23 protein-coding genes and 1 pseudogene are annotated in these 25,449 nt (G+C 71.7%); 19 read left to right on the forward strand and 5 right to left on the reverse strand.

All coding sequences use genetic code 11. The annotated features are described in order from the left end of the window. The first annotated feature begins 114 nt into the window (after positions 1-114). On the forward strand, positions 115-411 hold the full coding sequence (locus ACZ6IM_RS29995) for a DUF4193 domain-containing protein (protein ID WP_003993510.1): 297 nt from the start codon (positions 115-117) through the stop codon (positions 409-411). 13 nt (positions 412-424) lie between these two features. Beyond that, entirely contained in the window at positions 425-1,375 is a 951-nt protein-coding gene (locus tag ACZ6IM_RS30000; RefSeq protein ID WP_052840061.1) for a hypothetical protein, read from the forward strand. A 127-nt stretch (positions 1,376-1,502) separates the two neighbouring features. Here the strand turns inward: ACZ6IM_RS30000 and ACZ6IM_RS30005 are convergent, their stop codons facing one another. Continuing rightward, on the reverse strand, positions 1,503-1,967 hold the full coding sequence (locus tag ACZ6IM_RS30005) for a DUF3093 domain-containing protein (protein WP_052840060.1): 465 nt from the start codon (positions 1,965-1,967) through the stop codon (positions 1,503-1,505). Positions 1,968-2,024: 57 nt separating this feature from the next. Here ACZ6IM_RS30005 and ACZ6IM_RS30010 point away from each other — a divergent pair, with 57 nt between their 5' ends. The 8 genes from ACZ6IM_RS30010 to ACZ6IM_RS30045 all read left to right on the forward strand — a co-directional run bounded on the left by ACZ6IM_RS30010 (position 2,025) and on the right by ACZ6IM_RS30045 (position 9,459). Further along, on the forward strand, positions 2,025-2,609 hold the full coding sequence (locus ACZ6IM_RS30010; protein WP_052840059.1) for a PaaI family thioesterase: 585 nt from the start codon (positions 2,025-2,027) through the stop codon (positions 2,607-2,609). Continuing rightward, entirely contained in the window at positions 2,606-3,157 is a 552-nt protein-coding gene (gene dut / locus ACZ6IM_RS30015; RefSeq protein WP_052840058.1) for a dUTP diphosphatase, read from the forward strand. Before ACZ6IM_RS30010 ends, dut begins: the two co-directional genes overlap by 4 nt. Before the next feature lies 1 nt (position 3,158). Beyond that, positions 3,159-3,911, forward strand: a complete 753-nt coding sequence (locus ACZ6IM_RS30020) for a DUF3710 domain-containing protein (RefSeq protein WP_052840057.1) — start codon at positions 3,159-3,161, stop codon at positions 3,909-3,911. A 186-nt stretch (positions 3,912-4,097) separates the two neighbouring features. Continuing rightward, entirely contained in the window at positions 4,098-4,790 is a 693-nt protein-coding gene (locus ACZ6IM_RS30025) for an ABC transporter ATP-binding protein (protein ID WP_052840056.1), read from the forward strand. A 121-nt stretch (positions 4,791-4,911) separates the two neighbouring features. Beyond that, the gene (locus tag ACZ6IM_RS30030; RefSeq protein WP_052840055.1) at positions 4,912-7,467 is read left to right on the forward strand and encodes an ATP-binding protein; all 2,556 of its coding nucleotides are present in this window, start codon (positions 4,912-4,914) and stop codon (positions 7,465-7,467) included. Then, positions 7,464-8,147 (forward strand): response regulator, encoded by a 684-nt coding sequence (locus tag ACZ6IM_RS30035; RefSeq protein WP_052840054.1) that lies wholly within the window; start codon positions 7,464-7,466, stop codon positions 8,145-8,147. The genes ACZ6IM_RS30030 and ACZ6IM_RS30035 overlap by 4 nt, the downstream gene beginning before the upstream one ends. Positions 8,148-8,241: 94 nt before the next feature. Continuing rightward, the gene (locus tag ACZ6IM_RS30040) at positions 8,242-8,640 is read left to right on the forward strand and encodes an OB-fold nucleic acid binding domain-containing protein (protein WP_076976707.1); all 399 of its coding nucleotides are present in this window, start codon (positions 8,242-8,244) and stop codon (positions 8,638-8,640) included. 3 nt (positions 8,641-8,643) lie between these two features. Further along, positions 8,644-9,459 (forward strand): DUF3159 domain-containing protein, encoded by an 816-nt coding sequence (locus ACZ6IM_RS30045; RefSeq protein WP_052840053.1) that lies wholly within the window; start codon positions 8,644-8,646, stop codon positions 9,457-9,459. Positions 9,460-9,554: 95 nt separating this feature from the next. Here ACZ6IM_RS30045 and ACZ6IM_RS30050 read toward each other — a convergent pair whose 3' ends face one another. Beyond that, positions 9,555-10,235, reverse strand: coding sequence for a potassium channel family protein (locus ACZ6IM_RS30050; protein WP_052840052.1), 681 nt, complete (start codon positions 10,233-10,235; stop codon positions 9,555-9,557). After that, the gene (locus ACZ6IM_RS30055; protein ID WP_052840051.1) at positions 10,235-10,906 is read right to left on the reverse strand and encodes a potassium channel family protein; all 672 of its coding nucleotides are present in this window, start codon (positions 10,904-10,906) and stop codon (positions 10,235-10,237) included. The genes ACZ6IM_RS30050 and ACZ6IM_RS30055 overlap by 1 nt, the downstream gene beginning before the upstream one ends. Before the next feature lie 906 nt (positions 10,907-11,812). Here ACZ6IM_RS30055 and ACZ6IM_RS30060 point away from each other — a divergent pair. Together ACZ6IM_RS30060 and ACZ6IM_RS30065 are read left to right on the forward strand one after the other, a co-directional pair. Next, positions 11,813-13,891 (forward strand): APC family permease, encoded by a 2,079-nt coding sequence (locus tag ACZ6IM_RS30060; RefSeq protein WP_052840050.1) that lies wholly within the window; start codon positions 11,813-11,815, stop codon positions 13,889-13,891. 52 nt (positions 13,892-13,943) lie between these two features. Then, a complete protein-coding gene (locus ACZ6IM_RS30065) occupies positions 13,944-15,308 on the forward strand; it encodes a class I SAM-dependent RNA methyltransferase (RefSeq protein ID WP_052840049.1) in 1,365 nt (454 codons plus the stop codon). 458 nt (positions 15,309-15,766) lie between these two features. Here ACZ6IM_RS30065 and ACZ6IM_RS30070 read toward each other — a convergent pair whose 3' ends face one another. After that, entirely contained in the window at positions 15,767-18,490 is a 2,724-nt protein-coding gene (locus ACZ6IM_RS30070) for an AAA family ATPase (protein ID WP_052840048.1), read from the reverse strand. Positions 18,491-18,918: 428 nt separating this feature from the next. Between ACZ6IM_RS30070 and ACZ6IM_RS30075 the strand changes: the two genes are divergently transcribed. The 7 genes and pseudogenes from ACZ6IM_RS30075 to ACZ6IM_RS30105 all read left to right on the forward strand — a co-directional run bounded on the left by ACZ6IM_RS30075 (position 18,919) and on the right by ACZ6IM_RS30105 (position 24,416). Beyond that, positions 18,919-19,083: a MerR family DNA-binding transcriptional regulator gene (locus ACZ6IM_RS30075; protein WP_469560682.1), complete on the forward strand. Its 165-nt coding sequence runs from the start codon at positions 18,919-18,921 to the stop codon at positions 19,081-19,083. Then, entirely contained in the window at positions 19,080-19,550 is a 471-nt protein-coding gene (locus ACZ6IM_RS30080) for a serine hydrolase (RefSeq protein ID WP_052840047.1), read from the forward strand. Before ACZ6IM_RS30075 ends, ACZ6IM_RS30080 begins: the two co-directional genes overlap by 4 nt. After that, a complete protein-coding gene (locus ACZ6IM_RS30085) occupies positions 19,538-20,422 on the forward strand; it encodes an alpha/beta fold hydrolase (RefSeq protein ID WP_052840046.1) in 885 nt (294 codons plus the stop codon). Before ACZ6IM_RS30080 ends, ACZ6IM_RS30085 begins: the two co-directional genes overlap by 13 nt. A 233-nt stretch (positions 20,423-20,655) precedes the next feature. Beyond that, a complete protein-coding gene (locus ACZ6IM_RS30090) occupies positions 20,656-20,895 on the forward strand; it encodes a hypothetical protein (RefSeq protein WP_206341261.1) in 240 nt (79 codons plus the stop codon). Next, on the forward strand, positions 20,892-23,591 hold the full coding sequence (locus ACZ6IM_RS30095; protein ID WP_469560687.1) for an AAA family ATPase: 2,700 nt from the start codon (positions 20,892-20,894) through the stop codon (positions 23,589-23,591). The genes ACZ6IM_RS30090 and ACZ6IM_RS30095 overlap by 4 nt, the downstream gene beginning before the upstream one ends. Positions 23,592-23,719: 128 nt before the next feature. Next, positions 23,720-23,986: pseudogene (locus ACZ6IM_RS30100) on the forward strand (transposase); the annotation flags it as partial. 16 nt (positions 23,987-24,002) lie between these two features. Continuing rightward, entirely contained in the window at positions 24,003-24,416 is a 414-nt protein-coding gene (locus ACZ6IM_RS30105) for a hypothetical protein (RefSeq protein WP_469560695.1), read from the forward strand. A gap of 411 nt (positions 24,417-24,827) precedes the next feature. Here the strand turns inward: ACZ6IM_RS30105 and ACZ6IM_RS30110 are convergent. Further along, a partial coding sequence (locus ACZ6IM_RS30110; RefSeq protein ID WP_469560689.1) for a response regulator occupies positions 24,828-25,449 on the reverse strand: 622 nt, incomplete at its 5' end.

The raw sequence follows: 25,449 nt of genomic DNA on the forward strand, positions 1-25,449 counted from the left end.
AGTAACAGACCTTGATGTGAGGCAAAATCTCCGCCTCAGGTCGGGCACAAGTCCGGCCTCTCACGCGTTACGTGCGCTGAAGACACCGCAGACACCCAGAGGGGGAGAGCGACCATGGCAACCGATTACGACACTCCACGCAAGACCGACGACGACGTCGACTCGGACAGCCTCGAAGAGCTGAAGGCCAGGCGGAACGACAAGTCCGCCTCCGCCGTCGACGTCGACGAGTTCGAGGCCGCGGAAGGCCTCGAACTTCCCGGCGCCGACCTCTCGAACGAGGAACTGGCCGTCCGTGTACTGCCGAAGCAGCAGGACGAGTTCACCTGCATGAGCTGCTTCCTGGTACACCACCGCAGCCAGCTGGCCCGGGAGAAGAACGGCCAGCCGATCTGCCGCGACTGCGACTGAGGAGGGGTCGGCCGTGACCGGCTCGACCCCTCCCTGGAAGCGCCGTTTCTCCCGACGAGGAGCGGACCAAGGGCCGTCCGACGGCCCCTACAGCGCGCGTGACGAGCGGGGCCCGACCGATACGGGGAAGGCCCCGCTCGAGCCCGTGGCCGGCCGGAGTGACCTCCCGGCGACCACGCGGCCGCCGGTGCCCGCTGCCCGGCGCCGGGCAGCGGCGTTCCGGGAGAAGGCGGGACAGGGTGTCCGCAACGGCGGCGCCCGCGCCAGGGCCGCCCTGGCACACCTCGCCGACCGGGTCATCGACCTGGCGCCCCGGGTGCCCGTACGGGACCTGGCGACGCTGCGCAGGCAGTTCCCCGGCCTCGGCCCCGAAGAGCTCGCCGACCGGCTCGTGGCCGGCGCCGCCAAGGGCACGGCGACCGTGGGAGCGGGCATCGGAGCGGCGGCGATGCTGCCCGTGCCACCCGCGATGCCCACGGAACTGGCCGCCGAGATCACCGGCGTCGCGGCGATCGAGCTCAAGCTGATCGCCGAACTCCACGAGGTCTACGGCGTGCGCCCGCCCGGCAGCCTCGCGCAGCGCAGCACCGCGTACCTGAACTCGTGGTCGGACGAACGCGGCGTCGACGTGTCCAAGCCGTCGACCCTCGGCTCGGCGATGAACGGCCCCATGAAGCGCCAGCTGCGCCAGCAGATCATGAAGCGAATGGTGCGCGACCTGCCGAACCTGATGCCGTTCATGGTGGGTGCGGCCGTAGGCGCCGTCATGAACCGCCGGGACACCAGAAAGCTGGCCGCCAGGATCCGCACCGACCTGCGCAAGAGCCAGGTCGCCTGGAGTGCCCTGGACGACCTCCCCGCCCTGGAACGCCCGCAGGACGCCCTGGACATGGGCGAGATCACCAAGGGCATCGGCCCCGGCCACCTCGGCCGCGGGGAAAACTTCGGCAAAGACGCCCGCTGACCGCGGCCGCCCCGCGAGGTCGCACAGGTCGCACGGGCCGGTGCCGCAACGGCCAGCTCCGGCTCCGGCTCAGCTCCGGAGCCGACGACGAGCGGCCCTGGCGCGACCCCGGCCGGCCGGGCAGGCGCTACGCGGCCGCGGCCTTCGCCGCCTTCAGGGCCTCGATCAGCCGCTCCGGCTCGCGCGTCGACAGGTACAGGTACGGAGTCGGGTCCTGCGGGTCCGTGACCAGCACCCGCACGGCCCGCGGGATGTAGGCGCGCAGCAGCAGGAACGCCCGGGTGTCGGCCTTGTACGTGCGCCAGGCGCGGGCCTCCTCAGGGTCGAGGATCTCCGCCTCGCCCAGTGCCGAGAGCGGCACCTTCGCCTCGCCCGCGATCAGCGAGTCGCCCACGATCCGGATGCGGACCGCGCCGTACGAACTGGCCGCCACCGCCGCCACCGCAATCCCGCCCACCAGGCCGCCCAGCATCGGCAGCGTGCCGAAGGGCAGCAGGATCAGCGCGAACGCCAGCCCCACCAGGAAGGAGACCAGCCACCAGGTGCGGGGCGCGGTGAGTCGTTCTTCGTACGGGGCCGTGGAGAGCTGCATGAAGCAAGCTTGGCACGGTATCGGTGTTCGGCCGACGCGCGGGTAAGGTCTGCGCCTGTGAGTGGTACTTCCCCAGGTCTTGAGCCCCCCGCCGACGCCGTGAAACCCGTACGGCACCCCGACGCGCCCGCCCCCGGCGAGCTGCTCGGCGCCCACTACGGCCAGTGCTTCGGCTGCGGCGGCGACCAGCCCCACGGGCTGCACCTCCAGGCGCGGGCGGGTGAAGGCGTGTCGATCACCGCCGAGTTCACCGTTCGCCCCGCCCACCAGGGCGCTCCCGGCCTGGCGCACGGCGGCGTGCTGGCCAGCGCCCTGGACGAGACGCTGGGCTCGCTCAACTGGCTGCTGCGCACGATCGCGGTGACCGGACGGCTGGAGACCGACTTCCGGCGTCCGGTGCCCGTGGACACGACGCTGTATCTGGAGGCCGAGGTCACCGCGGTGGCGGGCCGGAAGATCTACTCCACCGCCACCGGCCGGATCGGCGGGCCCGACGGCCCCGTGGCGGTCCGCGCCGACGCCCTCTTCATTGAGGTCAAGGTCGAGCACTTCGTCCACAACGGCCGCGAGGAGGAGATCCGCGCCGCCATGGACGACCCCGACCAGCTCCGCCGAGCCCGCGCCTTCGAGGTGAACCCGTGAGCCGTGCCGACCTCGAGGTGCTGATCCGGCGCGTCGACCCCGACGTGCCGCTGCCGGCGTACGCGCAGCCCGGAGACGCGGGTGCCGACCTGCGCACCACCGTCGACTGCGAGCTGGCGCCGGGTGAACGCGCCGTTCTGCCCACCGGCGTGTCTGTGGCGCTCCCCGAGGGGTACGCGGCCTTCGTGCACCCACGTTCCGGACTGGCCGCCCGCTGCGGTGTCGCCCTCGTGAATGCCCCGGGGACGATTGATGCCGGGTACCGTGGGGAGATCAAGGTGATCGTGGTGAATCTCGACCCGCGCGAGAGCGTGCGGTTCGAGCGCTTCGACCGGATTGCCCAACTGGTCGTCCAGCAGGTCGAGAGGGTCCGCTTCCGTCAGGTCGCGGAGCTTCCCGACTCGGCGCGGGCCGAGGGGGGCTTCGGGTCCACCGGCGGCCACGCCGGGTTGGACCGTGCAAGCGGCACAAGCGGTCAGGTCGCCGAAGGCGGCCCGACGGGTGGGAATCGATACGCTTCGGTCGTATCCGACCGGGAAGGACAGTGACGTGTTCGGACGTCGCAAGAAGAGGGATGCCGCCGAGGACGCGGCCGGCGAGACCGAGCAGGTCGTCGACAGCGTCGACACCGAGGCGGACGAAGAGCGCGAACGCGTGCGGCTCGAGCCCGAGCCGCGCCCCGACGGGCCCTGGGACAGCACCGAGGTCCGCGACCCGGGCGAGGGCCGGGTCGACCTGGGCGGCCTGTTCATCCCCGGGGTCGACGGCATGGAACTGCGGGTGGAGGTCGCGGGCGACGCGATCGTCGCCGCGACCGTGGTCCTGCGTGACAGCGCCATCCAGCTCCAGGGCTTCGCCGCGCCCAAGCGCGAGGGCATCTGGGGCGAGGTGCGCGAGGAGATCGGCTCCGGCATCACCCAGCAGGGCGGCATCGTCGACGAGGTCGAGGGTCCGCTGGGCTGGGAGCTGCGGGCCCAGGTCCCGGTGCAGCTGCCGGACGGCACGGGCGGCTTCCAGGTCGTGCGGTTCGTCGGTGTGGACGGGCCCCGCTGGTTCCTGCGCGGCGTGATCTCGGGCCAGGGCGCGGTGCAGCCGCAGGCCGCCGGTCTGCTGGAGCAGATCTTCCGGGACACGGTCGTGGTCCGCGGCGAGGGCCCGATGGCCCCGCGTGACCCCATCGTCCTGAAGCTGCCGAACGACGCGCAGATGGTCCCCGAGGGTGTCCAGCAGGAGGAGGGCTCCCGCTTCGCCGGCGGCATGGGCCAGCTCCAGCGCGGGCCGGAGATCACCGAGGTTCGCTAGGCGGGTTCGGTACGGCTGTTCGCCGTACGTGCGCCACGAGGGCCGCGTCGCCAGGGCGACGTGGCCCTTTCGCGGTACAGACCGGGGCGCTCGCGCCGGACGGTCGGGCCGCGGCCGTTGAATCCGTCCGCCCGCGGTGGTGATACTGGCGCCCGGTTGACGGGGCACGACGGGGGAGGGCACAACATGAGCCGGGTGGTCACGCAGACCATGGTGCGCGTCCAGGACGTGCGGAAGTCGTACGGCAGGGACAGCGCCGCCGTACACGCACTGCGCGGCGTCTCCTTCGACGTGCCGTGCGGGGAGCTGGTCGCCCTCAAGGGACGGTCGGGGTCCGGGAAGACCACCCTGCTCAACATCGTCGGCGGCCTCGACACCCCGGACGCCGGGCGGGTCGAGGTCGACGGCCGGGACCTCGCGGAGCTGGACGAGGACGGGCTGCTCGCCCTGCGCCGGGACCGGGTCGGCTTCGTCTTCCAGTCCTTCGGGCTCATCCCGATCCTCACCGCCGCCGAGAACGTCGGCGTACCGATGCGGCTGCGCCGGGCCGCCCCGCGCGAACGCGAGGAACGCGTCGAGCTGCTGCTCTCCCTGGTCGGCCTCGCCGACCACGCCGCCCAGCGCCCCGGTGAGATGTCCGGCGGGCAGCAGCAGCGGGTCGCCATCGCCCGCGCCCTCGCCAACGACCCGGCGCTGCTGATCGCCGACGAGCCCACCGGCCAGCTGGACGCGGAGACCGGTCACTCCGTGATGGAGCTGCTGCGGGCCGTCGTACGCAGCGAACGGGTCACCGCCCTGGTCGCCACCCACGACGCCACCCTGCTCGACCTCGCCGACCGGGTGCTGGAGCTGCGGGACGGGGAGATCGTCGAGCAGTGACGCCCCGGCGTCAGAGTTCCGTCAAGGACGACCGGCATCCCCGCCCCCGCCCCTTTTGCCGCGATCGCGGGTCGTAGGGTCGACGCTGCGCAATCAGCGGTGACCGGAAGACAATGAGGCCATGGGACGCGGCAAGCTTCGGATCTACCTCGGTGCGGCACCCGGCGTCGGCAAGACGTACGCGATGCTGTCCGAGGCACACCGGCGCGTCGAACGGGGCACGGACTGCGTGGTGGCCTTCGTCGAGCACCACGGCAGGGCACGCACCGAGGTGATGCTCCGCGGCCTGGAAGAGGTGCCGCGCCGGGAGGTCCAGTACCGCGGCGCGGCCTTCACCGAGCTGGACCTGGACGCGGTCCTGGCCCGCCGCCCCCGGGTGGCACTGGTGGACGAGCTGGCCCACACCAACGTCCCCGGCGTGCGCAACGCCAAGCGCTGGCAGGACGTCGAGGAACTCCTCGCCGCCGGCATCGACGTCGTCTCGACCGTCAACATCCAGCACCTGGAGTCGCTCGGCGACGTCGTGGAGTCCATCACCGGCGTACGGCAGCGCGAGACGGTGCCGGACGAGGTGGTGCGGCGCGCGGACCAGATCGAACTGGTCGACATGTCGCCGCAGGCGCTGCGCCGGCGCATGGCCCACGGCAACATCTACCAGCCGGACAAGGTCGACGCGGCCCTGTCCAACTACTTCCGCCCCGGCAACCTCACCGCCCTGCGCGAGCTGGCGCTGCTGTGGGTCGCGGACCGGGCCGACGAGTACCTCCAGCAGTACCGCAGCGAGCACCGGGTCTCCAGGATCTGGGGCTCGCGCGAACGCATCGTGGTCGGCCTGACCGGCGGCCCCGAGGGCCGGACGCTGATACGGCGGGCCGCGCGCCTCGCCGAGAAGGGCGCCGGCGGCGAGGTGCTGGCGGTGTACATAGCCCGCAGCGACGGGCTGACCTCCGCCTCCCCGAAGGAGCTGGCGGTGCAGCGCACCCTGGTGGAGGACCTCGGCGGCACCTTCCACCACGTGCTCGGCGAGGACATACCGGCCGCACTGCTCGACTTCGCCCGCGGCGTCAACGCCACCCAGATCGTCCTCGGCTCCTCACGCCGCAAGACCTGGCAGTACGTCTTCGGCCCCGGCGTGGGCGCCACCGTCGCCCGCGAGTCCGGCGCCGACCTGGACGTTCACATCGTGACCCACGAGGAGGTCGCCAAGGGGCGCGGGCTGCCGGTGGCCAGGGGCGCGCGGCTCGGCCGGTCCCGGAGCGTCTGGGGCTGGTTCGCGGGCCTGGGCGGTCCGGTGCTGCTGTCGCTGCTGCTCAGCACCGTCCACCTCGGGCTCGCCAACGACGTGCTGCTCTACCTGGCGCTGACCGTCGCGGCGGCCCTGCTCGGCGGGCTGTACCCGGCGCTCGCCTCGGCCGCGGTCGGGTCCGTGCTGCTGAACTGGTTCTTCACGCCCCCGGTCAACCGGATCACCATCGCCGACCCGAAGAACATCCTTGCGCTCGCCATATTCGTCGGCGTCGCGCTCTCCGTCGCCTCGGTGGTCGACGTCGCGGCCCGCCGCACCCACCAGGCCGCCCGGCTGCGGGCCGAGTCGGAGATCCTGTCCTTCCTGGCCGGTGACGTGCTGCGCGGCGAGACCAGCCTGGAGACGCTCCTGGAGCGGGTGCGCGAGACCTTCGGCATGGAGTCGGCCGCCCTCCTGGAGCGGGAGGGCGACGTGGCGCCCTGGACCTGCGCGGGGCGCGCCGGGTCGGGACCGCCGATTGACCGCCCGGAGGACGCGGACGTGGACATGCCCGTCGGCGACCACATGGCCCTCGCGCTGACCGGCCGGGTCCTGCCCGCGGAGGACCGCCGGGTGCTGGCCGCCTTCGCCGCCCAGGCCGCCGTCGTCCTGGACCGGCGTCGCCTGCGCGAGGAGGCCGACCAGGCCCGCGCGCTGGCCGAGGGCAACCGCATCCGCACGGCGCTGCTGGCCGCCGTCAGCCACGACCTGCGCACCCCGCTCGCCGGGATCAAGGCGGCCGTGACCAGCCTCAGATCCGACGACGTGGCCTGGTCCCAGGAGGACCAGGCGGAGCTGCTCGAAGGCATCGAGGAGGGCGCCGACCGCCTCGACCACCTGGTGGGCAACCTGCTCGACATGTCCCGCCTGCAGACCGGCACCGTCACCCCGCTGATCCGCGAGATCGACGTGGACGAGGTGGCGCCGATGGCGCTCGGCGGGGTGCCCGAGGGCAGCGCCGAACTGGACATCCCCGAGACGCTGCCCATGGTCGCCGTGGACGCCGGGCTCCTGGAGCGGGCGCTGGCGAACCTGGTGGAGAACGCCGTCAAGTACAGTCCGGACGACCGCACCGTCCTGGTCGCCGCCAGCGCCCTCGCCGACCGCGTCGAGGTACGGGTCGTGGACCGGGGGCCGGGCGTGCCGGACGAGGCCAAGGACCGCATCTTCGAGCCCTTCCAGCGCTACGGCGACGCCCCGCGCGGGGCCGGGGTGGGACTCGGTCTGGCCGTGGCCCGCGGTTTCGCCGAGGCGATGGGCGGCACCCTGAACGCCGAGGACACCCCCGGCGGCGGCCTCACCATGGTCCTCACCCTCCGCGCGGTGGGCTCCTCCGGTGCGTCCGGGCCGGCCCACCACCTGGCCACGGCAGAAAGGCAGGCCGCCCGATGACCCGGGTGCTCGTGATCGACGACGAACCGCAGATCGTGCGGGCCCTCGTGATCAACCTCAAGGCACGGCACTACGAGGTCGACGCCGCCCACGACGGAGCCACCGCACTCCAGCTCGCCGCCGCCCGTCACCCCGACGTGGTGGTGCTGGACCTGGGCCTGCCCGACATGGACGGCGTCGACGTGATCAGGGGACTGCGCGGCTGGACCCGGGTGCCGATCCTGGTGCTGTCCGCCCGGCACTCCTCCGACGAGAAGGTCGAGGCGCTCGACGCGGGCGCCGACGACTACGTCACCAAGCCCTTCGGCATGGACGAGCTGCTGGCCCGGCTGCGGGCCGCCGTCCGCCGGTCCGAACCCGTCCCGGGCGGCGAGGACGAGGTCGTCGTGGACACCGCCGAGTTCACCGTCGACCTGGCCGCCAAGAAGGTCAACAGGGACGGCAGGGACGTACGCCTGACACCCACCGAGTGGCACCTGCTGGAGGTGCTGGTGCGCAACACGGGGCGCCTGGTCAGCCAGAAGCAGCTGCTGCAGGAGGTGTGGGGGCCGTCGTACGGGACGGAGACGAACTACCTGCGGGTCTACATGGCCCAGCTGCGCCGCAAGCTGGAGGCGGACCCCGCGCACCCGCGGCACTTCATCACGGAGCCGGGCATGGGCTACCGCTTCGAGAAGTGAGCGGGGGCGCACGGGAAGTGAGGGGGACGTGAGCCTCGCCATCCCGCCCCGACAGGGGTGCATGGCTGTCGGCGTGCCCCGGTACGCTTCAGATATGAGTGCTGCTCCGCGTTCCGACAAGCCGGTGGGCCGGTTCCGGCGCATGTTCGACCGGCTCTCCTCGTCACAGGAGGACCTGGAGTCGGAGGAACTGCGCGAGGACGCCGACACCGCCGGCTGCACGCGCATCGGAGACTGTCAGGACCGGCAGGTCGTGTCGGTTACTGGTACCTTGCGCACGGTCACCCTGCGACCGCGTGCGGGTGTTCCGGCCCTGGAGGCCGAGCTGTTCGACGGTTCCGCCGCCCTGGACGTGGTGTGGCTGGGCAGACGCTCCATCGTGGGCATAGAGCCGGGGCGCAAGCTCATCGCATCGGGCCGGATCTCCATGAGCCACGGCCGCCGGGTGCTCTTCAACCCGAAATACGAACTGAGACCCCTCGGACGGGAGTAGCCGGTGACGTCGCTCGACAAGCCGACCGAAGAGACGACAGAGGCCGACGACGCCCGGGCGGTGACGGAGGCCGCGCTGTTCGAGGCGTTCGGCGGCGTGCGGGGCATGATCGAGACGGTGCTGCCGGGCCTGCTCTTCGTCACCATCTTCACCCTCAACAACGACCTGCACATGTCGGCGATCGCGGCACTGGCCGTGTCGGTGGTGCTGGTCGTCGTCCGGCTCGTGATGAAGGACACCGTCAAGCACGCGTTCAGCGGGGTCTTCGGCGTCGCCTTCGGCGTGGTCTTCGCGATGATGACCGACAACGCCAAGAACTTCTATCTGCCGGGCATGCTCTACACCCTGGGCCTGGCGCTGGCGTACATCGTCACCTCGCTGGCCGGGGTGCCGCTGATCGGCCTGATCCTCGGCCCGGTCTTCAAGGAGAACCTCTCCTGGCGCACCCGCAACCCCGGCCGCAAGAAGGCGTACACCAAGGCCAGCTACGCGTGGGGCTTCATCCTGCTCGCCAAGTCCGCGATCCTCTTCCCGCTGTACTGGTGGGCGGACACCGAGCAGCTCGGCTGGGTCCTGGTCACCCTGAAGATCCCGCCCTTCCTGCTCGCCGTCTGGCTGACCTGGGTCTTCCTGGCCAAGGCGCCGGCGCCCATCGACGTCTTCGCGGAGATGGAGGCGGCGGAGGAGGCCGAGAAGGCCGAGCGGGACCGGCGTGAAGGCGAGCAGGCGGGGGCCGACGGCGCCCTGCCGGGGCCGGCGTCGTCCGAGGCCGGCGGGGAGGCCGCGGACCTGCGCGGTGGCAGGCACCGCAAGGCCTGACCGGCGAGACGGAGCAGTAAGGCGGTGGGGCGCCCGGATCTTCCGGGCGTCCCACCGCCTTGGACGTGTCTTCGTCCGTCTTCGTCCGTCGTCGGTCAGACCACGCCGTCGGGCCCTCGGCGGGCCGACAGCAGGTCCTCCAGCTGCTCCTCACGGGCCTGCGCGGCGACGAAGAGCAGTTCGTCGCCCGCCTCCAGGGAGTCCTCCCGGGACGGCGTCAGCACCCGGGTGCCGCGGATGATCGTCACCAGCGAGGTGTCCTCGGGCCACTGGACGTCGCCGACCTGGGTACCGGCCAGAGCCGACTCCTCCGGCAGCGTCAGCTCCACGAGGTTGGCGTCGCCGTGGCTGAAGCGCAGCAGCCGGACCAGGTCGCCGACGCTCACCGCCTCCTCGACCAGGGCCGACATCAGCCGCGGAGTGGAGACGGCCACGTCCACGCCCCAGGACTCGTTGAAGAGCCACTCGTTCTTCGGGTTGTTCACCCGGGCGACGACACGCGGAACGCCGTACTCCGTCTTGGCCAGCAGGGAGACGACGAGGTTGACCTTGTCGTCGCCCGTCGCGGCGATCACGACGTTGCAGCGCTGGAGCGCCGCCTCGTCCAGGGACGTGATCTCGCACGCGTCGGCGAGCAGCCACTCCGCCATCGGGACGCGCTCGACCGAGATGGCGGTCGGCGCCTTGTCGATGAGCAGGACCTCGTGGCCGTTCTCCAGCAGCTCGCCCGCGATCGAACGGCCGACCGCGCCGGCTCCGGCAATGGCGACCCTCATCAGTGACCGCCCTCCTCTTCGGGACCCTTGGCGAACGCCGCCTCGACCTTGTGGACCTCGTCGGTGCGCATCATCACGTGCACGAGGTCACCCTCCTGCAACACCGTCTGCGAGGTCGGCAGTATGGCCTCCCCGAGCCGGGTGAGGAACGCCACCCGCACGCCGGTCTCCTCCTGGAGCCGGCTGATCTTGTGACCCACCCAGGCCGAGGAGGTGTGCACCTCGGCGAGCTGGACACCGCCGGTGGGGTCGCGCCACAGCGGCTCGGCTCCCGAGGGCAGCAGCCGGCGCAGCATCTGGTCGGCCGTCCAGCGGACGGTGGCCACGGTGGGGATGCCCAGGCGCTGGTAGACCTCGGCGCGGCGCGGGTCGTAGATGCGGGCGGCGACGTTCTCCACGCCGAACATCTCGCGCGCCACGCGGGCGGCGATGATGTTCGAGTTGTCGCCGCTGGAGACGGCCGCGAAGGCGCCGGCCTCCTCGATGCCCGCCTCGCGCAGGGTGTCCTGGTCGAAGCCGATGCCGGTGACCCGGCGGCCGCCGAACGAGGAACCGAGGCGTCGGAAGGAGGTGGGGTCCCGGTCGATCACCGCGACCGTGTGCCCCTGCTGCTCCAGGGTCTGGGCGAGCGCGGAGCCCACGCGGCCGCAGCCCATGATGACAATGTGCACGACTTACACCACTCTTCTTCTCTGCCCTCTGACCGCGGTGAACATCCCGTTCATCTTCCTCTTTCGGCTCGACGGGCAAACATCTGCGGCCCCCCACCGAGGGCCGCAGCCACCATCATGCCGGTCCACCGCCGTCGCACCCCGGCGGGGTGGTTCGTTCGCCGTCGTTCGGCCGCCTCGACGACGCCACCGGCTCCGGCGCCGACCGCGGGCGTACGGACGTCGTCGTGGGCACCTGCCCCGGCCTGGACCGGCGGTACGCCAACGCCCTGCGCGTCGACGGCGCCCGGTACGCCCGGGACCTGACGGAGGTCCTCGCGGACGGCGCCCGGTGCGACACCGGCATCGACGCGCGGGCCGCCGGGCGGGAACGCCGTGGACAGCCTGTGCCGCGGGGACGCTCCCGTCCTCGCGGAAGAGGCGGAAGAGGCGGAAGTCACGGGGGACGGACAAGAGAGAGCGAGAGTGAGAGGCGTACGGCGGGTACGACGCGTCGACCGGCCCCAAGACCCTGGTGACGGCCTTCGACCGGCCTTCCCGCTGCTGCTCGGCGTGCTGGGCCCCCGGTTCGTCTCGGGCCCGCGGCTCCCCGTCCGTCCCGTCCGGGGCGGCCCCGCGTCAGCTCCCCGCCGACGATCCCCGGCGGCAGATGCTGCGAATGCTGGCGAAGGCCAGGACGGCGAGGCCGACGAGCGTGACGCCGCCGCCGACCAGCTCCGCGGACAGATGCATGGGATCTCCCTCAGGGGACGACGGGCGGTGATGGTCATATAGCCATGCAAGCCCGGCCGCCAGCCCCATCCGCAGCCGTTCCGCCCCGTGAATTCACCCGTAGAGCAGACCGGGGCGGCCGGGGAGGGGTGGCGGTTGGGCGGTCGCCCGTTCGAACGCTTACGATCCTCTGTTGTGTCCAAACTGACCGACGTGCCCAAGCGGATCCTCATCGGGCGCGCACTGCGCAGCGACCGGCTGGGCGAAACGCTCCTGCCCAAGCGCATCGCCCTGCCGGTGTTCGCGTCCGACCCGCTGTCCTCCGTGGCGTACGCGCCCGGCGAGGTGCTGCTCGTCCTGTCCATCGCGGGCGTGTCGGCGTACCACTTCAGCCCGTGGATCGCGGTCGCGGTCGTGGTCCTGATGTTCACCGTGGTCGCCTCCTACCGGCAGAACGTGCACGCCTACCCGAGCGGCGGCGGCGACTACGAGGTGGCCACCACCAACCTCGGACCCAAGGCCGGTCTGACCGTCGCCAGCGCCCTGCTGGTCGACTACGTCCTGACCGTCGCGGTCTCCATCTCCTCCGGCATCGAGAACCTCGGCTCGGCGATCCCCTTCGTCGTCGAGCACAAGGTCCTGTGCGCGGTCGCCGTGATCCTGCTGCTCACCCTGATGAACCTGCGCGGGGTCAGGGAGTCGGGCACCCTGTTCGCGATCCCGACGTACGTCTTCGTCGCGGGCGTCTTCATCATGATCGTGTGGGGCGCCTTCCGCGGCCTGGTCCTGGACGACACCATGCGCGCCCCGACGGCGGACTACGAGATCAAACCGGAGCACGGCGGCCTGGCCGGTTTCGCCCTGGTCTTCCTCCTGCTGCGGGCCTTCTCCTCGGGCTGTGCCGCGCTCACCGGCGTCGAGGCGATCTCCAACGGCGTCCCGGCCTTCCGCAAGCCGAAGTCGAAGAACGCGGGGAACACCCTTGCGATGATGGGCCTGCTCGCCGTCACCATGTTCTGCGGCATCATCGCGCTGGCCGCCGCGACCGACGTGCGCATGTCGGAGAACCCGGCCACCGACCTCTTCCACAACGGTGTCGCCGTCGGCTCCGACTACGTCCAGCACCCGGTGATCTCGCAGGTCGCCGAGGCGGTCTTCGGCGAGGGAAGCTTCCTGTTCATCGTGCTGGCCGCCGCTACCGCGCTGGTCCTCTTCCTCGCCGCCAACACCGCCTACAACGGCTTCCCGCTGCTCGGCTCGATCCTCGCCCAGGACCGCTACCTGCCGCGCCAGCTGCACACCCGCGGCGACCGGCTGGCCTTCTCCAACGGCATCGTGCTCCTCGCCGGCGCCGCCATGCTCCTGGTCGTGGTCTACGGCGCCGACTCGACGCGTCTGATCCAGCTCTACATCGTCGGCGTCTTCGTGTCCTTCACGCTCAGCCAGATCGGCATGGTCCGGCACTGGAACCGCAACCTGGCCACCGAGCGGGACCAGTCCAAGCGCCGCCACATGATGCGCTCCCGCGCGATCAACGCCTTCGGCGCCTTCTTCACCGGCCTGGTCCTGGTGGTGGTCCTGGCGACCAAGTTCACCCACGGCGCCTGGGTCGCGCTCCTCGGCATGTGCATCTTCTTCGCGACCATGACGGCGATCCGCAAGCACTACGACCGCGTCGCCGAGGAGATCGCGGCCCCGGAGGACCCCGAGGAGGCACAGAGCGACGACATGGTGCGCCCCTCCCGCGTCCACTCGGTGGTCCTGATCTCCAAGATCCACCGCCCCACGCTCCGCGCCCTCGCCTACGCCAAGCTCATGCGCTCCGACAGCCTGGAGGCGCTCAGCGTCAACGTCGACCCGGTCGAGACGAAGGCCCTGCGCGAGGAGTGGGAGCGCCGCGGCATCGCCGTGCCCCTGAAGGTCCTCGACTCGCCGTACCGCGAGATCACGCGGCCGGTCATCGAGTACGTCAAGAGCCTGCGCAAGGAGTCCCCGCGCGACGCGGTCTCGGTCATCATCCCCGAGTACGTGGTCGGCCACTGGTACGAGCACCTGCTGCACAACCAGAGCGCCCTGCGCCTCAAGGGCCGCCTGCTGTTCACACCCGGCGTCATGGTCACCTCCGTCCCGTACCAGCTGGAGTCCTCCGAGGCCGCCAAACGCCGGGCCCGCAAGCGCCAGAACTGGAGCGCGCCCGGCGCGGTCCGGCGAGGCCCGGCCCAGCACCAGCACCCGGACCGTGACCGTACGAAGGACTCCTCCTCGTCCACGTAGACTGGACGGCTGTTGTCCTTTGTCGTCCCCCGTTCTCTGGAGTCACCCCGCCATGCAGGCAGAACCGAAGAAGTCGCAGGCGGAGTCCCGGGCGAAGCCCCAGGCGGTCTCGCTGGTGGGGGAGGAGTACGAGGTCGAGGTCGGCCCCGTCGCCCACGGCGGCCACTGCATCGCCCGCACGTCCGAGGGGCAGGTGCTGTTCGTCCGGCACACGCTGCCCGGTGAGCGGGTCGTCGCCCGGGTGACGGAGGGCGAGGAGGGCGCCCGCTTCCTGCGCGCGGACGCGGTCGAGATCCTGGACCCCTCCAAGGACCGCATCGAGGCACCCTGCCCCTTCTCGGGCCCCGGCCGCTGCGGTGGCTGCGACTGGCAGCACGCCAAGCCGGGCGCCCAGCGCCGCCTGAAGGGCGAGGTCGTCGCCGAACAGTTGCAGCGCCTGGCGGGCCTGACCCCCGAGGAGGCCGGCTGGGACGGCACGGTGATGCCGGCCGAGGGCGACAAGGTGCCCGCCGGCCAGGTCCCGTCGTGGCGCACGCGCGTGCAGTACGCGGTGGACGCGGAGGGCCGCGCGGGCCTGCGCAAGCACCGCTCCCACGAGGTCGAGCCGGTCGACCACTGCATGATCGCGGCGGAGGGCGTCAGCGAGCTGGGCATCGAGGCGCGGGACTGGACGGGCATGGAGTCCGTCGAGGCGATCGCGGCCACCGGCTCCCAGGACCGCCAGGTCATCCTGACACCGCGCCCCGGCGCCCGCCTGCCGATCGTCGAACTGGACCGCCCGGTCTCGGTCATGCGCGTCGGCGAGAAGGACGGCGGAGTCCACCGCGTCCACGGCCGCCCCTTCGTCCGCGAGCGCGCCGACGGCCGCACCTACCGGGTCGGCTCCGGCGGCTTCTGGCAGGTCCACCCGAAGGCGGCCGACACCCTGGTGACCGCGGTCATGCAGGGCCTGCTGCCCCGCAAGGGCGACATGGCCCTGGACCTCTACTGCGGCGTCGGCCTCTTCGCGGGCGCCCTGGCCGACCGCGTCGGCGACCAGGGCGCGGTCCTCGGTATCGAGTCCGGCAAGCGTGCCGTCGAGGACGCCCGCCACAACCTCGCCGCCTTCGACCGGGTGCGGATCGAGCAGGGCAAGGTCGAGGCCGTCCTGCCCCGCACCGGCATCGACGAGGTCGACCTCATCGTCCTCGACCCGCCCCGCGCGGGCGCCGGCCGCAAGACGGTCCAGCACCTGTCCTCGCTGGGCGCCCGCCGTATCGCATACGTGGCCTGCGACCCGGCCGCGCTGGCCCGGGACCTGGGGTACTTCCGGGACGGGGGGTACCGGGTGCGGATGCTGCGGGTGTTCGACCTGTTTCCGATGACGCACCATGTGGAGTGCGTCGCGATCCTTGAGCCTGCCGATAAGGGCCGTTGACCTGCGGCTTTACTCGGTGTGCGGGATGTGCGCTATGCGCGTTACGGGCGAAATCTTGACGCTCATTTGACGCTCGTTCTGATGGCGCGTCAGGTGCATTTCGGGATGCCGTGACCTGGGCTGCAGCGTGGGCTGAGGACGTGCGTGGGCGGCCACGGTCCTGCCCGAGGGGTAGCGCGCCTCGGATCGTCGGGTGGGTTCGCTTGTCGGCGCGTACGGTGTGTGCCACGTCTGACCGTGCACCTGCGCCGTTCGAGAGGGTGGCGATGCCGCCGTGCCGAGCGATTCACCGTCGCCTTAAGCCGCCCGCCGTCGTCCCCCTCGTCTGCACGCTCATTCGCAGGCGTCGCCTCAAGACGGCGCGCTCTTGATCCTTTACGAGCTCCAAAGGGCGCAGCTCGCCGGCCTTCCGGGCGGCATTCGCTGTACCGCGACATGGCACGCACGCTGCCAGCCCTTTAGGGAAGCCGCAGGTCCCGCAGCTGTCGCCGGGAGGTGATGCCCAGCTTGCGGAAGATGCTGCGGAGGTGGGCCTCAATGGTGCGCGGGCTCAAGAACAGCTGTGCGCCGACCTCCCGGGAGGTCGCCCCGGTAGCTACCAGCCGGGCGATCGTCAGCTCCTGTGCGGTGAGCGCGTCCGAGGGCTGGGCGGACCGGCTGCGTGGGTGCTCGCCGGTGGCGCGCAGCTCGCGGGCGGCGCGCGCGGCGAACGCTTCCGCACCCATGTCCGACAGCATCTGGTGGGCGGTGCGGAGCTGCTGGCGGGCGCCTTGACGGCGGCCCTGGCGGCGTAGCCACTCGCCATAGACGAGATGAGTCCGGGCCAGCTGGGTGGCCACTCGGCAGTTTCGTAGCTGCTCGATCGCCTCGCGGTAGTACTCCTCGGCGGCCGGGCCGGTGCTGACCAATGCCCGTGAGCGCGCTGCCAGCCCGAGCCCCCACGGGGTGCCGCTGGCCAGCGCCCGTGAGCTGAGCTGGTCCAGCGCAGCGGTCGCATGCTCCGGCCGGCCGCTACGGCATGCCGCTTCAATGAGCTCGGAGTGTGCCAGGTTGCTGTGGGTCAGCTCGTCGGACTCGAAAGCCCGCGTCGCAGCGACCAGAGCCGCCGGGTAGTCGCCCAGACCGTTGTGCAGCACCGCCATGGCGTACTGCGCCAGGAAGTCCTCAGTTCGGCGCCCACGTCCAGCCGCTTCCCGGACCATGGTCGCGTGGATCTCGGTGGTCTCGTCCGAGCGGCCGCGCCAGGCAGCCAGGATGAGCTGGCCGTGGAGCACGGGCACAGTTCTGGTCGCGGCCGCGATCGCGGTCTGTTCGGCGGCCCGGGAGAAGTCACCAGAGAGCACCAGCATGACGGACTGGACGAGCAGTGCTGCCGGGAGCGTGGCCAGCGCGCCGGCTTCCCTGACCAGCCGGACATGACGAGCGGCCAGCGCGTGCACCATCTGGTCGTCGAAGAGCGACATCGCGGTCCGGCCGGCCAGCCACAGCCAGCGGCGGTCGTCGCTGTCGTTCACGGCATGATCGTCCCGCTCGTGACGATTGAAGGCGTCCAACGCCCGCCGCAGGCCGGGCACTCCTGCCGCGTAGCCCTGCGTGAACGTCGTCACCAGCCCGTCGAGCAACAGATCCACGGGCCTCGGCGTCTTCGGTGGTGCGGGCGCGGCCCGGGCTGCGTCGGCCACCGTACGCACGCCGCCGGGTCCGCGGTCGCCGGTAACGATCGCCGCATCGAGCGCGTCCAGGTAGGTCTCCCGGGACAGCGCCGGGTCCAGCGGGGCGAGGGTCTTGGCGGCGTCCAGCAGCATCCGTGGCCCCTCGCCGCCCCTTGCCCCGTGGAACGCGATCCGAGCATTCAGCAGCTGTAGGCGGGCCTGCGCCACGGCGTCCAACGGCCCGGCCGCGGCGACTGTCAGCAGCTCCAGGGCTTCGGACGCACCTGCCTCGTGCTTGGCGTGCGCAGCTTCCAGGGCCCGTTCCGCCCGGACGGCCGGCCTGGGGGTCAGCTCGGCCGCACGCTTCAGGAACGCCGCCGCGGCGGCCAGCCCGCCGCGGGCGCGGGCCCGTCCGGCCGAACGCTCCAGCTCCGCGGCGGCGTCCTCATCAGTGCCCACCACCGCCTGCGCGCGGTGCCAGGCACGCCGGTCCGGATCGACCTGCTGGTCGGTGACGGCGGCCAGCGCGCCGTGCGCACGGCGCCGGTCGGTCGGTGTGGCCGCCCGGTAGACCGCCGAGCGCACCAGCGGGTGCCGGAACCGCACACGGAAGTCGAACTCCAGCAGCCCGGCGGCCTCCGCGGGCGCAGCCGCCTCGCGGGCGATCCCCAGCTCCGCGGCCGCGCGCCACAGCAACGCCGCGTCCCCGGTCGGCTCGGCCGCGGCAACCACCAGCAGCATCCGCGCGTCGGCAGGCAGGCTGTTCGCGCGGCGCCGAAAGCCGTCCTCGATCCGGCGCGGAACGCTCACCACATCCGGCAGCTCGAACCCGCCCGCGAACTGCACCGCCGGAGCACCCCGGGGTAGCTCCAACAACGCCAGCGGATTGCCGCGCGCCTCGGCTACGATCCGGTCGCGCACCACATCGTCCAGTGGTGCGCGGACCGCGGTAGCCAGCAGCGTCTGGGCATCGGAGGCCCCCAGCCCCGCCAGGCGCAGTTCCGGCAACCCGCTGAACGCCTCGACGTCGGTCACACCGGGATCGCGCAGCGCAAACACCATCACCACCCGCTCGGCCCCCACTCGCCGGGCCACGAAAGCCAGAACCTGCGCAGACGCCTGATCGAGCCACTGCGCATCATCGACCACACACAGCAACGGCCCGTTCTCGGCCAACAGGCTCAGCACCGCCAACCCCACCAGGAACCGGTCCGGCGCAGCACCCTCGCGCAGCCCGAACGCCACCCCGAGCGCGGCCTGCTGCGGCTCGGGCAGCTCGACCGCCCGCGCCAGGAACGGGGCGCACAACTGGTGCAGGCCCGCGAACGCGAACTCTGCCTCCGCCTCCACCCCGGCCGCGTCGTGAACCCCGAATCCCGCCGCCACGGCGGTCTCCCGCATGTGCTGCAGGAGGGCGGACTTGCCGATGCCGGCTTCCCCGCGCACCACCAACACTCCGCTGTCGCCGCCCTGCGCCTGAGCCAGCAGCTGCTCGAGCGCCGCCTGCTCGGCGCGCCGTCCCACGAGCATCGCCTGGTCCTCCCCTGGCGCCGACACGGCGTCTATCCGGTAATTGTCACCGACGCGAAGCGCGCGGGCAGCACCGGGTCGTCAAGATGCCAGCCCTCCCCGCGCCAGGGTCGGTGACGGGGTAAGGGATTCTTACCGACGCGGACCAGGCGCCTTTCCCGCGACTCTGAGAGCCCTCAGCAGAGCGACCGGGAAGGGAGCGACCACCGTGATCAGCACCGAGGTGTTCTTCCCCGCCGACGAGGAGTCCTCCCGCTACGGCAGCATCGCGAGCGGGTCGCCGTCCACGCCCTGGCCCACCGGGAGCTGCACGGCGGTGGGGCGGGCTGTCGGAGGCCGATCGCCGGCGCCGGCTCACGCACCCCTGACCACGCCGAAGACATCTGGGCCGACGACACGTCGGTCGACGACACCTGAAGGGAACAGCCGTGGCCTGGAGACCCCGCCAACTCGCCGAACTCGCCGGCACCACTGTGGGTGCGGTGCGGCACTACCACGACGTCGGCCTGCTGGAAGAGCCGCCGCGGCGCGCCAACGCCACAACACGGCGAGGAACCTGCCCCTCGACCTCCTCGGCGGACCGACCGCCGTGACCGCGTTCGCCCCCGGCCTGGATGACGCGACCACCCGTTTCGACCGCAACGAGCCACAGCTCAACGTCTCCACCGGCCCGGACGACGAGCGCGACACCACCACACCGACCGCCATCGTCGAGAGCATGCGGGCGGTGCCCCTCGGTGGCGGCCTGCAGCCGGCCGGCCGCGAGCGGCTCACCACCTCGCTCGTCGCGAACACCACCGGCGACGCCACCCTCTGGGCCGGCGTGCCAGCCGGGTGGCTGATCGGGGACAGGACCGGGACCGGAGCACAGGGCGAGCGCAACGACGTCGGGATCGTGCTGCCCCCGGACCGCGCGCCGCTGGTCTCGCCGTCTACGCCGACCCGGAGTCCACGGCCGGCAACGCCACCATCGCGGAGGCGACAACGATCGCGGTACGGCGGCTCGTCGGTCAATAGCAGGCAGACCACCCTCGGAAAGGAAAGATCATGGGACACGTAACCATCGGGAACGAGAACAGCACGCCGGTCGAGCTCTACTACGAGGACCAAGGCGCGGGTCAGTCCGTCGTCCTCATCCACGGCTACCCGCTCAACGGCCACAGCTGGGAGCGTCAGACACGCGAGCTGCTCTCCGCCGGCTACCGCGTCATCACCTACGACCGCCGCGGCTTCGGCCGCTCGTCGAAGGTCGGCACCGGCTACGACTACGACACCTTCGCCGCCGACCTGAATGCCCTGCTGGAGACCCTGGACCTGCGCGATGTCGTGCTCGTCGGGTTCTCGATGGGCACCGGCGAACTCGCCCGCTACATCGCTCGATACGGCCACCAGCGGGTCGCGAGGCTCGCCTTCCTGGCCTCCCTGGAGCCCTTCCTCGTCGCTCGGGACGACAACCCGGACGGCGTGCCCCAGGACGTCTTCGACGGCATCGAGGCCGCGGCCAAGGGCGACCGCTACGCCTGGTACGAGCAGTTCTTCTCCAACTTCTACAACCTCGACGAGAACCTGGGCAACCGCATCGGCCAGGAGGCGGTCACAGCCAGCTGGAACGTCGCCATCTCCAGCGCCCCCGTGGCCGCCCACGCCGTCGTCTCCTCGTGGATCGAGGACTTTCGCGCCGACGTCGAGGCCGTCCGGGCCAGCGGCACGCCGACCCTGATCCTGCACGGCACCGCCGATCGGATCCTCCCCATCGAAGTCACGGCCCACCGCTTCCGCCGGGCCCTGCCCGACGCGCAGTACGTGGAGATCGACGGCGCCCCGCACGGACTGCTGTGGACTCACGCCGACGAGGTCAACGCCGCCCTGCTCGCCTTCCTGGGAGACCCCCTCCCTACGGGCGTCCGCCCCGGTTCGGAGGAGTCGCCATGACCACGGCCACCGGCGCCTCGCCGCGCGGCGCCGACCTCGGCGTGCGCCCGCGGCGAGCGCCTCGTCCATACGCTGCCCGTGCCGTGGCAGCGGTTCGGCGTGCTCGATGGGCAAGCTCGTCGTCGGCGATCGACGAACGGGTCCCGACCCTACCCGCGGCAGCGGGGCCATCGGTCAAGGTACTCGGGCCCGTGGTCTGCGGGCCTAGAAGCACCTGCGGCAGGCCGCTGAGCATGCGCACACCATTCACGGTCAGGTCGGCACCACCGAACGGGACCCGGCTCGGTGGGGTGGCACTGCCGCAGCAGGGGCCCGAGGATGCGCTCATCAGGATCCGAGCGGGGCTCACCGGCATCGCGCTCGTGCACGGGGTCGGCGTCCTCGTCGGGGCGTCGGACGATCCCGCCGGCCTCGGACGGTACGGCACGGACTTCTGGGGCCGGAAGATGGTCACGGCTGAGGGGACGCGATGAGGGCAACCGGTGCTCCGGCCCCGCTCGTCGGACGACAGGCAGAGATCGCTGCCGTGACCGAGGTGCTCGACCGAGCCCGCCGTGGCACGGGTGGCGCCCTGGTGCTCTGGGGTGAGCCGGGCATCGGCAAGACCGCACTTCTCGACCACGTCACCGCGGCGTCTCCCGATTTCGCCCCGCTGGCGGTACAGCCCGCACGGTGCGAGTCCGGGACCCCCTTCGCCGGCCTGGACACGCTGCTCCGGCCGGTCGAGCACCTGATCGCGACTCTTCCGGTGTCCCAGGCGGCAGCGTTGCGAGGCGTGCTCGCGGGCGAGGTCACCGGAGCGGGCCGGTCACTCACCGCCGTGGCGGTCCTGTCCCTGTTGGCGACGCTGGCAGTCGACCGCCCGCTCCTGATCGTCGTGGACGACGCACATCGGCTCGACGCGGAGACCGCGTTCGTGCTCGGATTCGTCGCCCGGCGGGTGGGGACCGATCCGGTGGTGGTCCTCGTCGCCGGCCACGACGCGCCTGTCGGCGGATCGTGGGAGGGGGTCGATCCGCTCGCGGTGAGTCCTCTCGCTGACGACCACGCCGCCCAACTGGTCGCCGCCGCTCACCCCGGCCTCGACGGCCCCGAGGTCACCCGCGCGGTGCAAGCAGGTGGGGGCAACCCGCTGGCACTGCACGAGCTGCCTGTACCAATCGACGATCTTGCCGCCGGCACGGTGCCCGTGGGGCCCCGGCTGCGTACGGCCTTCGCCGAGCGCCTGCAGACCATGCCGACCCCGGCACGCGAGTTCGTCGTGCTCATGGCCGCGGCTCGTGCCGACGGTGATCAGCTCACGCTCGCACGGTCAGCACGTTCCCGCGCCGCCGAGGAGCCGGTCTGGGAGGAGACGATCCGGTCGGGTCTGCTCGCCGGGACGCCCGACCGGCCTGCGCTACGGCACCCGGTGGTCCGGGCCGCTGTCTACGCGAGCGCCTCCCCGTCTGAGCGCAGGAACGCCCACCGGACCCTGGCCGCCGCGCTTCCCCCGGGCAGTCGCGGGCATGTCTGGCACCGGGCCGCGACCGTTCACGACGTCGACGAGGAGATCGCCGGGCTGCTCGAGCAGACGGTGCCCTCGGGCGCCGGCGCGGTACCGATTCTGCGGCGGGCCGCCGAGCTGTCCGCCGACCCGGCCGCTGCGACCCGCAGGCTCGCCGGCGCGGCCGTGGCCGCCTGGCACGGCGGCGACGCCACGATGGCGCGTCGGTTGCTGGCCGATGCCCGGAGCCTGACCGACGAGGTTCTGGCCACCCGCGCCAGCCGCGGCCTGCGCGGGGTACTCGAACTCGCCGAGGGGTCTCTGGAACGAGCCCACCGATCGATCAGTCGCGACATCGCCGCGTTCGATGATCCGCGCATGAGAGTGGAGCTCGGCGCCGCTGCCCTGCACGCGGGATGGTCCGCGGCCCGCGACGACCTCGTCGGCGAGACCCTCACTCGTCTCGCGGGGCTGACGACCCCTGGGCTGCCCGAGGTCCTCCCGATCGTCCGGACGTGGTGGGGGCCAGCGACGGACCCGGCACGGGCAGCGTCGTCGGCAGAACTCGGTGACGTCATGGCGCACATCTCCCGGGTGGAGTCGCAGCTGCTCCCGGCGTCGCCGCTCGGACTGGTGTGGGGCCTCGACGAGCCACTCGCCGATGCCGTGCACGCCCTTGTCCGCAGGCACCGCCGTCACGCCGATGGCACCTCGCTTGCTGCGGCGCTGGCTCGGATCGCGCGACTCGACATCGCCGCGGGCCGGTGGGGCGCTGCGGAGGACGCCGCGGCCGAGGGGCTCGCGTCGGCCGAGCGGATCGGTGCCGAGCACATCGCTGCGGAGTGCCGGAACTGCCTCGGATGGCTCGCCGCCGCCCGCGGTGACGGCCGCAGCGTCGACCATCTGACCGTTCGGACCCTGCAGCTGGCCGGGCCGCGCCGCGACCGTGCGGTCAGCGCCTCGGCCCACTGGAACCGTGGAATGGCCGCTCTGGCGGCCGGTCGCGCCGATGCTGCACTCGACCTGCTCGCCCGCTTGGACGAGCACGGGCACGAGGCAGCACATCCGATCGTCGCTCTGCTGGCAAGCCTGGACACGATCGAGGCCGCCGTGCACGCGCGGCGGCCGGAGATCGGCCGGCGCCGCGCCGAGGCGCTCGACGCCTGGGTACGGCGCACCGGCGCGCACTGGGCGAGATTCACAGCACACCTGGCACGCGCACTGCTGGACGAACCGGCCGCCGAACGGTCCTACCGGGCGGCGCTGGACGTGCCCGGTGCGTCCCGGCGCCCGTTCGACCACGCACGGGCCCGGCTGCTCTACGGCGAGTGGTTGCGGCGACAGCGGCGGCGCCGAGACGCCCGCCAGCAGCTCGACGCCGCTGCCGAGACGTTCCACGCACTGGGAGCGCGCCCGATGCTCGAGCGGGCCCGGCGTGAGCAGCGTCTGATCATGGCGCCCGCACGCCGTGACACTGCCGTCGGCACGGGCATGGCAACGCTGACGGCACAGGAACGCCGAGTGGCCCAGCTTGCCGCCGGCGAACTGACCAACCGGGAGATCGGGGCCCGTCTGCGGATCAGCGACCGCACCGTCGGGCATCACCTGTCCAACGTGTTCGCCAAGCTGGGGCTCTGCTCACGGCGCGACTTGGCGGCCACCGGCATCGCAGGACGGAGATGATTCCGGCTCGGTCGCGACGCCTCACCGCCTACCGTGCACAAGCTCGTTAGAGGGCATCTGATCTATGTAGTTGGTAGTTGGGGAGGATCTTGTGACTACCGGTGTCGGCGGTCTTGGGCGGAGCGTGAGTGGCCGAGACCAGTCAGGGCATCGAAGCCGGCAAGAAGATCAAAGGACGCAAGCGGCACGTCATCACCGACACCCTCGGCCTGGTCCTGGCCGTCCTGGTCACCGCCGCGTCCGTGCACGACACCACCGGCGGCAAGCTCCTGCTCGACGACCTGGCCGCGGCCCACCCCACCGTGTCGAAGGTCTGGGCCGACGGCGGCTACCCTTCAGAAGGCCGACGGCCCCGACTGGTTCCTGGCCGCGGCGGCCGTCATCCCGGTTCCGGCAGACGAGGACGACGGTGTGGTGCGGCTGGTGGACGACGACGAACTCGGCAAGCACCCCGACCCCGCGGCCGTCCTGCAGTCCTGGCTCGACTTCCCCGCCACCGGGGAGATCCTCTCCCGCTCCGAGGTCTACCGCGCCGTCGCGAAGTCCCGCTACCGCACCCTGGAGCACCTACGCCAGATCCCCGCCGACGAGGTCCTCGCCAACCACGAACCCGACGTCGCCCTGACGATCCTGCTGGACCGCTGCGGGCGCAGCACCGACCGGTGGGGCACTCGCCGCTGCCATGACCTTCGACTACGACGACGAGAAGATCACCTTCGGGGAACTCCTCGACTCCTTGGACCCGACGCCCGCAGAGGCGCAGACATCCTGACCGTCGGGAGAACTGTAGGTTCTCGCGATTCGTGTCATACGACGCTGCTGTGACCTCGGGCTCGGCGGGTGTCTCAAGCCATGTCTGAGGCGGTCAGTCTCATGGTCGTGTCGGAATCCTCTCCATCGCCGGACGCAGCCACGGCTCATCACCGTCTGTAGTGCAACGAAGCGCCGCGAGCTCACAAAACTGTTCCTGAACCCCACAAGATCAACGTGCAGTTCAGCGCGAACAGGTGAGAGCTGCCACTGCCCGCAGGAATACGACGGCAACGGAATAGGTGCTCTGCGCCGGTACGGCGTCCGTCGCCGTCGCCGTAGTGGACCGGGACCGGTCGGCAATGGCGTACCGCATTGACGATGGTGAGCAGGACCTCGGAATCCGGATAGTCCGGTTCACGGGGCTCATCTCTGAGGGTGAGTTCGGAGATCCGTTCCACGTACGGTTTGCCGGAGCGCTGAGGTTCACTCTGCGCACGGCTCCAGGCCCGCGTCGCGGGCCAGGAGCGCCGCTTGGACCCGGTTGTCGCAGTCGAGCTTGGTCAGGACGCGGCTGACGTAGGTCTTCACCGTCGCCTCGCTCATATGCAGGCGGGCGCCGGCGGCCGCGTTGGACAGTCCTTCGCCGAGCAGGGCCAGAACCTCGCGTTCGCGACCAGTCAGCCCGGCCAGGCGGCGGCGCGCCTCCTCGCCACGCACGGTGGCGGCGGGGGAAGCGAGGGTGTCCACTACGTGGCGGGTGGCGGCCGGGGACAGGTAAGCGTTGCCGGCCGCCGCCGCGCGGACTGCGTGGATCAGCTCCTGCGGGGCGGTGTCCTTCAGCAGGAAGCCCGCACTGCCGTGGCCGAGCGCCCGCAGGACGTTGTCGCGTTCCCCGAACGTCGTCAGGATCAGCACCCGTACCCCCGGCGCGGCACGGCCCAGTTCGGCCAGCGCGGTCAGCCCGTCCATCACGGGCATCTGGATGTCCAGCAGGGCCACGTCGACCGCGGTGCTCCGGGCGGTGTCCACCGCCTCCCGGCCGTCCCGTGCTTCGGCGACGACCTCGATGTCGCCGGCGGAGGTGAGGATCATTCTGATGCCTGCT

This window comes from Streptomyces sp. NPDC042336 (assembly GCF_055581985.1).